Origin of the sequence: Parashewanella tropica (assembly GCF_004358445.1) — a bacterium.
In the GTDB taxonomy this organism is placed as follows: Bacteria; Pseudomonadota; Gammaproteobacteria; order Enterobacterales; family Shewanellaceae; genus Parashewanella; species Parashewanella tropica.
Map to the genome: position 1 here is coordinate 641,820 of NZ_CP037951.1, position 11,942 is coordinate 653,761.

8 protein-coding genes are annotated in these 11,942 nt (G+C 42.1%); 1 reads left to right on the plus strand and 7 read right to left on the minus strand.

Annotated elements, in window-relative coordinates:
* Window positions 1–57: 57 nt before the first annotated feature.
* Window positions 58–1,584 carry a YifB family Mg chelatase-like AAA ATPase gene (locus tag E2H97_RS02700; RefSeq protein ID WP_133405702.1) on the minus strand — a complete coding sequence of 509 codons (1,527 nt, stop codon included), beginning with the start codon at window positions 1,582–1,584 and terminating at the stop codon, window positions 58–60.
* Window positions 1,585–1,750: 166 nt separating this feature from the next.
* Here E2H97_RS02700 and E2H97_RS02705 point away from each other — a divergent pair, with 166 nt between their 5' ends.
* Window positions 1,751–2,008: a hypothetical protein gene (locus tag E2H97_RS02705; protein ID WP_170308230.1), complete on the plus strand. Its 258-nt coding sequence runs from the start codon at window positions 1,751–1,753 to the stop codon at window positions 2,006–2,008.
* 43 nt (window positions 2,009–2,051) lie between these two features.
* Here E2H97_RS02705 and E2H97_RS02710 read toward each other — a convergent pair whose 3' ends face one another.
* The 6 genes from E2H97_RS02710 to lptF form a co-directional block, all read right to left on the minus strand.
* Window positions 2,052–4,181, minus strand: coding sequence for a bifunctional 2',3'-cyclic-nucleotide 2'-phosphodiesterase/3'-nucleotidase (locus E2H97_RS02710; RefSeq protein WP_133405704.1), 2,130 nt, complete (start codon window positions 4,179–4,181; stop codon window positions 2,052–2,054).
* A gap of 213 nt (window positions 4,182–4,394) precedes the next feature.
* Window positions 4,395–6,518 (minus strand): bifunctional 2',3'-cyclic-nucleotide 2'-phosphodiesterase/3'-nucleotidase, encoded by a 2,124-nt coding sequence (locus E2H97_RS02715; protein WP_246029044.1) that lies wholly within the window; start codon window positions 6,516–6,518, stop codon window positions 4,395–4,397.
* A 343-nt stretch (window positions 6,519–6,861) separates the two neighbouring features.
* Window positions 6,862–8,127, minus strand: a complete 1,266-nt coding sequence (locus tag E2H97_RS02720; RefSeq protein ID WP_170308231.1) for an endonuclease/exonuclease/phosphatase family protein — start codon at window positions 8,125–8,127, stop codon at window positions 6,862–6,864.
* A 186-nt stretch (window positions 8,128–8,313) separates the two neighbouring features.
* Window positions 8,314–9,519 carry an endonuclease/exonuclease/phosphatase family protein gene (locus E2H97_RS02725; RefSeq protein ID WP_246029045.1) on the minus strand — a complete coding sequence of 402 codons (1,206 nt, stop codon included), beginning with the start codon at window positions 9,517–9,519 and terminating at the stop codon, window positions 8,314–8,316.
* A 150-nt stretch (window positions 9,520–9,669) separates the two neighbouring features.
* Window positions 9,670–10,728 carry an LPS export ABC transporter permease LptG gene (lptG, locus tag E2H97_RS02730; RefSeq protein WP_133405706.1) on the minus strand — a complete coding sequence of 353 codons (1,059 nt, stop codon included), beginning with the start codon at window positions 10,726–10,728 and terminating at the stop codon, window positions 9,670–9,672.
* A complete protein-coding gene (gene lptF, locus E2H97_RS02735) occupies window positions 10,725–11,837 on the minus strand; it encodes an LPS export ABC transporter permease LptF (RefSeq protein ID WP_133405707.1) in 1,113 nt (370 codons plus the stop codon). Before lptF ends, lptG begins: the two co-directional genes overlap by 4 nt.
* Between the last annotated feature and the right edge of the window lie 105 nt (window positions 11,838–11,942).

Genomic DNA, 11,942 nt, shown 5'->3' on the forward strand with positions numbered 1-11,942 from the left:
CCGTTATGCACCACCCAATAAAGGTATGCTGTTCTGGTTGGAGCAATTGAATCAATATCACTGCTGATTCAAACGTGCCAGTAATTTATCCATGGCTCGATATCCCAGTGCTTGAGCAAGATGGCTTCGGCTCACTGTTGGCTCCCCTTGTAAATCGGCAATGGTTCTGGCTACGCGCTGTAAGCGATGGTAGCTGCGAACAGATAACCCAAGTTGATTAACGCTGTTTTCTAAAAACACTAAATCATCACCATTAAATCCTCCTGTTTGTTTTAATTGTTTACCAGATAATTGGCTGTTTAGTACACCTGCTCGTGTTAATTGTGTTTCTCTTGCCTTAAGTACTCGCTTGGCAATTTCAGCGCTGGTCTCATTATTGGTGGGTACTTGATTTAGCGTGCCTTTAGGAAGTTTTGGAACATCGATAGTGAGATCGAAGCGATCTAAGAATGGCCCTGATAAGCGCCCTAAATAACGTTTAATTTCATTGAGTGATGCTCGGCTGTTACCTTCGGCATCACCACAAGGGCTCGGATTAAGAGCTGCAATCAGTTGAAAGCGGCTGGAAAACTTTAACTTAGCGGCGGCACGAGAAATGATTACTTCCCCTGTCTCCATTGGTTCTCGTAAGCAGTCCAGCACCTTACGAGGAAATTCAGCCACTTCGTCTAAAAATAAAATTCCTCTGTGTGCTAAGGAGATCTCACCGGGCTTTGGAACACTACCACCGCCAACCAAAGATATTGAAGAACTGGTATGATGGGGGGCACGAAATGGACTCTGAAAAAACTGCTTAGGGGATAAATGCATTCCTGCCACCGAATGAATGGCGGCAACTTCCAATGCTTCTTCATAGTTCATTTTGGGTAGCAGCGACATAATGCGGCTGGCAAGCATGGTTTTGCCTGTGCCCGGAGGACCGAGCATTAGAAGGTTATGACCTCCAGCGGCAGTTATTTCTAACGCTTGTTTCGCTTGGTATTGCCCAATCACTTCGCTTAAACAAGTTTGAGTCGTCATTTCATCATCGGTCGATAACCAATCTGCGCCGTTCTCTATTCCCGGTAGTGGCTGCTGACCGTGAAGATAAGCCGAAATTTGACTCAACTGATGAGCAAATTTAACCCGTTGATAATCAACTAATTCGGCTTCATGGCGATTGTTTTGTGGCATTAGTAAAATATGATCGCTGTCTTTAGCGGCAATGATGGCGGGAAGAATACCGGTGCAGGCTTGAACTTGACCTGATAACGCCAACTCTCCAATAAATTCATGGTTTTTTAAGCTTTGTGGTGGAATTTGGTTTGAAGCCGCTAAAATGCCAATAGCAATCGGTAAATCGTAACGTCCACCTTGTTTGGGGAGATCGGCTGGGGCAAGGTTTACGGTGATCCTTTGCATTGGAAATTCGAAGCCTGAGTTGATCAGGGCACTACGAACCCGTTCTTTGGCTTCTCTTACTGATGTTTCAGGTAGGCCGACTAAATTAAACGCGGGTAATCCATTACTTAAATGCACTTCTACCGTCACCGCTGGCGCTTCTACTCCACAGCTGGCTCGCGTATGGACACAGGCGATCGCCATAAACATATCCTTATGTTTTTCAATTTGTTACAGGTTATGGAAAAAGAGGAGGTTTGTAAACAGTAAGCCCATTCAGTCTCTATTAAGGTGAATAAACCTTATACTCGGCCAACATATTTTAAGCGAGATAAAAATGATACCTCACGTATGCCTTTCAGATACTTCAGTGAGTGATTTGAAGGCAATTAAAGACGGTAATAAACTTCATGAATTGTCATCTAAATGGTGGACTTGTAGGTTAACAACGAACAAAGAATTTGAAGTCTTCTTTGAAGACGGAGAAGCTATATATGCCTGTTCTGAATCTCGAAAACAACGAATGATCGAACGCATTAATAAAGGTGAAAAACTGCCAGAGTTACGCTTCAATTCAGAAATTGGTCAAGTGGTTGTAGCAGTAAATGATTTTTTAAAACAAAAATGAGTTTTAATAGTGCAGGCTGTTTAGCCTGCACTCGAAGAAAGTCTTATTGAGTTTTTAATTTAGTCATATCAATACTGTAAATCGCAAAGTTCGGAACGCTACTTGTGACATCCAGTTTATTCATAGTGCGGCGTTGATTGGCTGTAATGTACGTAGCGGCTTTGTCACTATCTTGGGTTTCAAAGCGAACATCAAGCGTTGATGCTGGGGTAATGTTGACAAAATCCCAATTGTTATCTGCTTGAGTATTTATCGTTTTTGATGACTTTCCGGTAGCAGGATCAAATCCAGACTGATCTTTTATATAGTCAATGAGAACCTGACGATTTTCAATGGCATAGTCAGCAACTACATTATCTCTGCCTGTTCCAGCAAATTTACCGCCGAAAGCACGGTAGTTGTTAGTAACGACGATAAAGTTTTGTTTAGCGAAGGCATCGCCAGTAATGGGATCTCCACTGGTAGGTGTGTAAGTTAAATCTTGGATCCGTTGACTGCCGCCAGCGACATTTTGGATTTTACAGTCTCTGTCATAGTTTGAAGGCTTAGTGACATCAATTTTGTAAGTAATCCCTTTAATGGTATCGAAGTTATAGGTTGGGTGGCCTGCTCTGTTGATTAGGTTTTGAGGCGCAGTAGATGCAGGGTCGATTTTATTAAACTGGTTAGCACTACACTCTAGCCACTCTTTAACTTGTGCGCCAGTGACTTTTAACGCCACCATTGTGTTTGGATAAAGGTATAAATCGGCCGCATTTTTAAATGCTAAATCACCAGCTGCTACTTGCACATATTGGTCCGCATCATTGCTTGTTTCAAAGCGACCTCCTGCTTTAAATGGCGCCGCGGCTGCGAGAATGGGGAGGGTTCTATCGGCTTCGTTTTTGATTGCGTCTTTATTGTTTGTGGCGTACCACATTTCGGCATTCGCCACAATTTGAACGGTTGGATCATCTTGCGCCATTGATAAGAAGCTGAACATATCCGATGATCCTTTACCAATCGGAGCATTCACGTATGTACGCGTACCCGCATGTTCTTTGGCTACTGCATCGCGAATTTGTTGATCAGTCTCCACCAATGCTTTTTTATTCTTTCCATCATAAATTGGTCGAGTTGCGCTTTTTGAATCAGTAACTTTCCATTTCCCATTTTGTTTTTCTAGCGTGAGATCGATAACTCCTAAGTTATCTCCCCAACGCCCTGGCATAACCGCGGCTACGCCGTTGATAGTGCCTTTAGTTATATCGACTTGATCGACGTCTTTATATTTATCACTTGGGAAGAGCGCGTGACTGTGACCAAAAGCAATGGCATCGATCCCTGGTACTTTTGATAGTGCCCAAACGGCATTTTCCATCATTTTATTGTCGTCGTTCGGTGTCCCCATGCCTGAATGTGGAATGGCAATGATGATATCAGCGCCTTTTTGTTTCATTTCAGGCACATATTTGTTCGCTGAATCAATAATGCTGTTTGCGGTGACTTTACCGGTTAAATTTTCAGAATCCCATTGCATAATTTGTGGAGGCACAAACCCGATATAGCCAATTTTTAGGGTTTCCATATCTCCGTTTTGATCTTTTACTTGCTTGTCTTCAATGATATAAGGTGTAAAGCGATTATCACCCTTATTTTTACCGTTTACGCCACAGTCGGTATCGCAAATCACGTTTGAATTGATGTAAGGAAACTTGGCTCCTTTTAAAGCGGCATCCAAAAATCCAAGACCGTAGTTGAATTCGTGATTCCCTATATTTGCAACGTCGTAGTCGATGATATTCATCGCTTTGTAAGCAGGGTGGGTTTCTGGCAAAGAGTTATCATTTTTTTTGTAGACATCAGCCATGTAATCGCCCATAGGGCTACCTTGAAGTAAGTCACCATTATCGACAGTAACTGAGTTATCTACTTCTTTTCTTGCGGCTTTAATTAGGTTAGAAACACGTGCAAGCCCAATGGTTGGGTCATTCCCACTCTGATCACTTTTACCATCATCTTTGTAATAGTTGTAATCCATAATATTGGTATGTAGATCACTGGTTTCTAAAATTCTAAGTTTAACAACGTCATTGTGATGTTTATGGCTTTTACCGCCACAGCCTGATAGGCCTAATGCTGTCGTTACAGCCACAGCTAACAATAATCCTGTTGTTACTTTTGGTTTTATCATTGCCTTACCCTTTTGCTATTTATTGAAAAAAGGAATCGGACAATTATTGGGCTTGGTTCAAGTTGAAAAAGAGGGAAAGATCACATATCGACAATGATTAATTAAGCAGATCACATTTTAAGGTAGGAGGTGTAACTGAATGGTAGTGAGAATTCGTGGATGTTTAAGTATCCCCCTCACTCAGAAGTGAGGAGGGAGATATAAGTTCTAGATTTACTTTTCTATGATTTTCTTCATATCGATGCTGTATACCGCAAAGCCTGGAAACTTGGCTTTAGCATCTAACTTTTTCATTGCACGACGTTTGTTTTGCTCTACAAAGTCAGCCGCTTTTTTGCTGTCTTGCGTTTCAAAGCGAACATCTAATGCAACGTTAGTATCGATGTTTTTAAAATCCCAGTTATTGTCGGCAGAAGTGACAACTTCGCCAGATGATTCACCTGTATCAGGGTTATAACCTGATGTGTCTTTGATGTAATCAATCAATACTTGGCGGTTTTCGATCGCATAGTCTGCAACAATATGGTCTTTACCTGTGCCAGCAAACTTAGCGCCGTAAGCTCTGTAGTTGTTGGTTACGACAATAAAGTCTTGTGCCGCGAGTTTCTCACCTTGGAGTTTGGTATCACCTTTGGTGTAAGTTAAATTAACGATGCGCTGGCTACCACCCTCTACATTTAGCTTTTTACAATCATTGTCGTAATTGGAAGGTTGGGTTACGTCAATTTGATAGGTAACGCCTTCGATGCTATCAAAGTTGTATGTGCGGTGCTTTTCACGCTCAACAAGGCTTTGTGGTTCCGTTGAGTTAGGGTCAATTTGCTTAAATTGATTCGCACTACACTCAAGCCACTCTTTTAGTTCTGCGCCAGTGACTTTTACTGCAACCATGGTATTTGGATAAAGGTATAAATCGGCGGCGTTCTTAAAGGCGAGCTTACCCGCAGGCACTTGAACATAGCTATAAGAATCATCGGCTGAAGAGTAACGACCACCGGCTTTAAATGGTGCCGCAGCAGATAGGATAGGAAGATCCTTGTGCTCTTTTAGTACATCTAAGTTCTTTTTGGCATACCACATTTGTGCATCAGCCACGATTTGAACACTAGGATCATCCTGTGCCATTGACAAGAAACTGTACATATCGGCAGAGGCTTTGCCGATAGGAGCGTTGACATACTGACGTGTACCTTCGTGCTCAGATGAAATGGTGTCGCGCACTTCATAGTTGGTTTCTACCAGTGATTCTTTTTTGCTGCCATCGAAAATTGGGCGGGTTGTGCTTTGAGAGTCGACGACTTTCCAGTTATCGCCATCTTTTTCTAGGGTTAAGTCAACAATACCTAAGTTGTTACCCCAACGTCCAGGCATAACCGCAGCAGTACCATTGATTTGGCCTTTTTCAATGTCGGCATTTTTTACTTTTTCAAATTTAGTGCTTGGGAAAACAGCGTGGCTGTGACCAAACATAATGGCATCAATACCTTCAACGGTTGATAATGCCCAAACCGCATTTTCTGCATCTTTACTGGTGGTATCTTCTTCACCAATACCTGAATGCGGAATCGCAACGATAACATCTGCGCCTTTAGCCTTCATTTCAGGTACATATTTTTTAGCGGATTCTAAAATGTCATTGGCGGTCACTTTACCTGTTAGGTTTTTGGCGTCCCACAACATGATTTGTGGCGGTACAAAGCCAATGTAGCCGACTTTGATGGTATGGATATCACCATCGGTATCCATCACTTGTTTTTCTTTAATTATGTATGGTGTGAAGCGATTCTCGCCTTTTTTAGCTCCTTCTTTTTCACACTCAGCGTCACAAACTACATTGGAGTTGATGTAAGGGAAATCTGCCCCTTTTAATGAAGCATCCAGAAACGCAAGACCGAAGTTGAATTCGTGATTACCAATGTTACCAACATCGTAATCCAGTAAATTCATGGCCTTATAGGCTGGGTGAGTATCAGGCAGAGTGTTGCCATTTTTCTTAAACTCATCAGCCATGTAGTCACCCATTGGACTACCTTGAAGTAAATCACCATTATCGACTAATACTGAGTTTTTGACTTCTTTACGTGCAGCTAGAACTAAATTGGAAACACGTGCAAAACCAATCGTTGGATCGTCGCCGCTGTGTGAACTTTTACCGTCATCTCTGTAGTAGTTGTAATCCATGATGTTGGTGTGAAGATCTGTGGTCTCTAGTACACGTAATTTAACAATGTCTTTATGATGATCATTACTACCGCAAGCGGTTAACCCCAATGAAGCTGAAATGGCTAAGGCGAGTAGCGCTTTACCTGAATTCATAGGCAGTTTCTTTGCCTTCATGTTACACCCCTGTTTTATCGTATTTATAATGCAAATTGCTTAGCGATTATTATCTATCACTTTTTTTGTAGTTGAGACTTATATCACGAGTTATGGATGACACTATGGATATTGTATTCAATCGGATAAATACTCAACAATTGGTTGTTCAAAAGTTACGAAGATGAATTGGTAATGTATTTAAAATAAATGCTCAGTGTTACAAATCTATGTTTTGAACAAAAGCTACCCACTGCATTTTGAATGAAAGGGGGAAGTGAGGAAAAGAAAGGAAGTGTGTATTGATGGTTATTAGGGGTAATAATCGTGACTTCCTATATAAGAAGCCACGATTCAAATATTGCTATTTACTGATCTTAATATCAACCCAAACTAAGCGGTGATCAGATGATACTGATTTGGCATATCTGCTATCGTTCTCTTGCTTTTCTTCGTTGTTGTCGAATAAATAACGATAAGGTTCACCTTTAGCTTGCCAGTATACTCCGGTGTCCGTTACCGTTAGATCCGATGACGGTAAAACGTAATCTAAACGAAGTGGGTACACATGAGTCCAGTAGTCTTTTGTGCCATTAAAGACTGTTTTAGGTTTGGGTTCAAAGTTAGCCCCACCTTTAGAAGCTGGTACATTGTTACCAACAGCCACTTCTTGCGCAACACGAGGATGGTTCAATAGTTGTTTGATTGCACTTTTGTAAGAGTCACCGTCTACAGGATCGGCATTTAAGTCACCTGCTATCACAAAGGATTCTCCTGATTTCAAACCGCCGCGGTTGCCTTGATCGTCAATCAAATAAGAATTACGACTGTAATCTTCACTAACGTAATCGGCAAATAGGCGAATTTCATCATAGTTGCGTCGACCATTGCGATCTTCTGGACCATCAAACACTGGTGGAGTTGGGTGCATAGCAAGTAAATGTACGGTTTTGTCTTTTGAAACTTTGATAGGTAGATCAATATGGTTTTTTGAAGATAAACGGAAGTGTTTCAGAGTGGCTTCTGAATAATAAGGTTTACCTGTGTCCTTCTTATTTTCAAATTTGTTTGGGAGTGCTGCGTTAGGCATTTTATTCCAAAGGAATTTTTGGAAACTACGCAAATTCTTAGTATCTATTTCGTACTTAGACAGAACAACAAAGCCATACTGACCGTGATACATACCAAAACCGTAAGTGTCGGCTGGAACCGTGACTTTACCATCATCATTTAAATCGAATTCCGCTAATCCAGTATTGGTTGGAACGATGTAAAAATACGGATACTCGATAGGTTTAGCACCATTTTGAGCCTTAGCTAAGAAGTTTTTTTGGAAGTCTTTAATGGCTTTTGAGTTTTCACCAATGCCATCGTGGTCAAACTCATTTAATAGTAAAACGTCTGGTCGAGTACGCTGAATTACTTCCGCAACATTTTTGATTTGTTGATTTTTTCCTGCAGCCATTTCAGCTGGTAATTGATCGGCGGCTTTACGATCGAATGAGGCATTATAGGTTGCAAAGCGAACGGTGGTGTCTGTTGGTTCTTGTGTTTTGTGGTTATCTGAACCACAGCCTGTAAGTAATGCTGTACCAATTGCTACAGCAGCAAGACTCATTTTTAATTTCATTAGTAACCCCTTGTTTAATTCTTTGCTCATTGGCGGCAAAGTAGAGCTGGATAATAAGCGGGCATTAATGGAATTTATGTGAGCAAGGTAGCTTTTAAATCATTCTAATGTGATAAATGAGATTATTTGGTGAATAAAAGTGCAGAATGTGTGAGCTAGAATCGAGTCTAGCTCACAATATGATTGCTAAAAAGTAACATCAACCCAAACTAAGCGGTGATCAGATGATACTGATTTGCCTTGATTGCCTTTTTTATCTTCAACTAAGTAACGTAGCTTAGAGTCTTTTTCGGGCCAGAATACACCTGATCCAGTTACAGTTAAATTTGCCGATGGAAGAGCGTAATCTAGACGCAAAGGAAAAGTGTGAGTCCAGTAGGCAGGGTTGCCTTTAGTCTCTTTCTTGGTTTTATAGGTCGATCCACCTTTCGATGATGGCACGTCCACATATTGAGCCGCTTTTTGGTGAACTCTAGGATGCTTTAATAATTGAAGTATTGAGCGTTGATAAGAATCACCATCAATAGGATCGGCATTAAGATCGCCCATAATCACAAAGGCCTCATTCGGCTTTAAACCGCCTTTGTTGCCTTGATCATCAACAAGGTATTGATGGTTCTCAGTGCTGATGTAATCACTAAATAAGCGGATTTCATCATGGTTACGCCGTCCGTTGCGATCCTCTGGTCCATCAAATACAGGTGGAGTAGGGTGCATGGCTAACACATGAATGGCTTCATCTCCAATCTGCACAGGTAAGTCAATATGGTTTTTAGATGACAAGCGCATGTACTTTAGCGTGTTATCAGAATAATAATTGGAACCGTCTTCTTTCACTGGCAGAGCGGCGTTAGGCATATCTTTCCAATGGAAGGTTTGGAAACTACGCAATTGGTCAGTTTTTAATGGATATTTGGAAAGCACGATAAAACCATACTGACCGTGATACATGCCAAAACCATAAGTGTCAGCGGGAACCGTTACCTTGCCATCACCATTGAGGTCGACTTCTGCCAAACCTGTATTGGTTGGGGCAATATAAAAGTAAGGATACTCAATAGGCTTTGAGCCATTGTGAGATTTTGCCAAATAGTTGTTTAGGAAGTTTCGAACGGCTTTATCGTCTTTGCCTACGCCGTCGTGATCAAATTCATTAAGAAGTAGAACATCAGGGCGAACACGTTGAATGACTTCTGCCACATTTTTGATTTGTTGGTGTGTGCCTTGTGCCATTTCATCGGCAAGTTGAGTCGCGGTCTTACGATCAAATGAGGCGTTAAAAGTGGCAAAGCGCAAAGTAGTTTGATTCACGTTAGTTTCAGTTTCTTTTTGGTTACAAGCCGTGATGGCAGCCATTGCAAAGCAAGCGGCAGCAAGATTTTTCAGTTTCATGAGGTTGATTTTATTATTTGAATTTAGGGTATTTTATTCGAGGCCATATACGGCCTCTAGCAACTATAACAGTTTGATGATGGGCTTTACAGTTGACAATAAGAGGGGAATCCGAAAGCTCCTTAGAAGCTCTCGGATTAGTGTTAGAAATTACTTGCGGATAAAGTAAATCGCAATACCTGTAAACAAGATACTCGGTGCAATAGCCCCAATGACTGGAGGTAGGGAATACACAATACTCAATGGACCGAAAATCTGATTGCTGATGTAAAAGCTAAAGCCTGCAATGACGCCAAGTAATACTCTTGCACCCATGGTGACGGTACGCAACGGTCCAAAGATGAATGACAAGGCAACCAATAACATAACGGCTACGGTTACAGGCTGAACGATTTTACGCCATAACGCTAATTCGTAGCGGCTGGGATCTTGGCGATTATTTTTCAAATAATCCAAATAACCAATCAAACCTTGGATGGATAAAGATTCAGGCTTTACTGAAACCACGCCTAATTTATCTGGGGTGAGTGACGAGTGCCAGTCGTATTCGACCAATTCTTTCTTTGTCACCTGTTTAGGAGCAATATGAGAAAGAGTCACTTGATGCATTCGCCATGCGCCATCAACAAAATCGGCACGTTTGGCAAAGGTTAAATCAGTGAGCTTTTGTTGCTCATCAAATCGGTACAGAGTGATATTTCGGAGTCGATTAATGTCATCCACTTGACCAATATTCACAAACAAATCGCCGTCTTTTGCCCACACCCCTTGGCGTGATTTGATTAAGCTACCGCCAGAAATCTTAGTGGCTTTTAGCTCATTAGCTTTTTGTTCGGCTATCGGTGCGCCCCATTCGCCTAGTGCCATCACCAATAGCATTAGAGGAATGGCGGTTTTCATGGTCGATGCACTGATCTGCAAACGAGACATCCCTGAAGCTTGCATGACTACTAATTCAGAATTAGAAGCCAGCATACCAAGACCAATCAAGCCACCTAGCAGCACCGCCATTGGGAAGAACATTTCAATATCACGTGGGATAAGAAACAGCACGTAGATGCCAGCATCGACAAGGGTATAACTGCCGCGTCCAACCAAACGCAGTTGGTCGACCCATTTGATGATCCCTGAAAGCCCTGTAAGCACCAATAAGCATAGTGCAGAAGAACTAACGAGTACCCGAGCGATATAGAGGTCGATTATTTTCATTGTTTGTCCCCTTTCGCGTCCAGTATGCCTTTGATTTTAGCTCCAATCGGTCGTTCTTTACTGAGTAACAACACACCCATAACGAAGGCGGAGGCATGGATCCACCATAAGCCAAGATAGCTTGGAATCACTTCATCGGCGATGGCTTTTCTGCCTGCGATCATCATTCCGAAGTACCCTAGGAATAACAAAATCGCAGGGAACATTTTGGCAAATTTGCCTTGGCGTACATTGACTCGCGACATAGGAACAGCGATAAAGGTCATCATGAGAATGGCAATAGGGATCGCCAGTCGCCAGTGAAATTCGGCTGCGGCTTCAGGGCCTGGAATGGAAATAAGCTGACTGGTTGGCATGGCGGATAATTTACGACGTCTTGCTTCTACTTCCTGATCTTTAATTTGCATCTGATAACCACCAAATTCGATAACTTGGTAATCCAGACGTTGTGGCGACACTTGGTAACGTGTTCCGGTCTCTAATTGTAGTTGCTGTTGTCCATCATCAGATTCAACCACTTTTCCTTTATTGGCGACCACTATGTTGGTGGTGCCACTGGTGTCATCGGCTTTAGGGATCTGAGCTACGAATACATTAGATAAGTGGTTTTTCTTATTGATGTCTTCAACAAACAGTACCGCTTGTCCGTTAGCACTGGTTTGAAAGCGACCTTTTATCAACGCGGAAAGCCCTGCTTCTGATTGTGCTTTTTCGAGGACCACGTTTTGTTGCTCTTCAGCCCAGGGTGCGACATAGAGTGCTAAAGCGGCGGTGATGATGACGTTGATCAAGGTGACCACTAAAGTGACCCGAGTGACGTACCATTCACTGATCCCCACACTGTGAAAGATCACCATTTCATTTTCGGCATACATGCGACCGTGAGCCAGCATGATCCCCAAAAATAGACTTAATGGAAGAATAAGCATGGCAAGCTCAGGGAGGTTGAGCGCCAATAACGTCATGATCAACGAAGCTGGAAAATCGCCGTCTGAGGCATCCGCCAAAATGCGGACGAAATGCTGGCTTACAAAAATAGTAAGAAGTACGGTTAAAACGGCCAGCTGTGCCTTTGAAACTTCTCGGATTAAATATTTAAATACGATCACGTTAAGCTTGTCTTTTTACTGTTATCGGAATAAGAATCATGTAAACTGTCGACTTCCAATGTGTTCTGACCTGTGCGCATTATTAGAATTCCCTATAATTCTGTC

What these genes read in the sequence shown, in the direction of transcription:
- E2H97_RS02700 (WP_133405702.1), bottom strand. Translation starts at nt 1,584, where the DNA reads ATGGCGATCGCCTGTGTCCATACGCGAGCCAGCTGTGGAGTAGAAGCG.
- E2H97_RS02710 (WP_133405704.1), bottom strand. Translation starts at nt 4,181, where the DNA reads ATGATAAAACCAAAAGTAACAACAGGATTATTGTTAGCTGTGGCTGTA.
- E2H97_RS02715 (WP_246029044.1), bottom strand. Translation starts at nt 6,518, where the DNA reads ATGAAGGCAAAGAAACTGCCTATGAATTCAGGTAAAGCGCTACTCGCC.
- E2H97_RS02720 (WP_170308231.1), bottom strand. Translation starts at nt 8,127, where the DNA reads ATGAAATTAAAAATGAGTCTTGCTGCTGTAGCAATTGGTACAGCATTA.
- E2H97_RS02725 (WP_246029045.1), bottom strand. Translation starts at nt 9,519, where the DNA reads ATGAAACTGAAAAATCTTGCTGCCGCTTGCTTTGCAATGGCTGCCATC.
- lptG (WP_133405706.1), bottom strand. Translation starts at nt 10,728, where the DNA reads ATGAAAATAATCGACCTCTATATCGCTCGGGTACTCGTTAGTTCTTCT.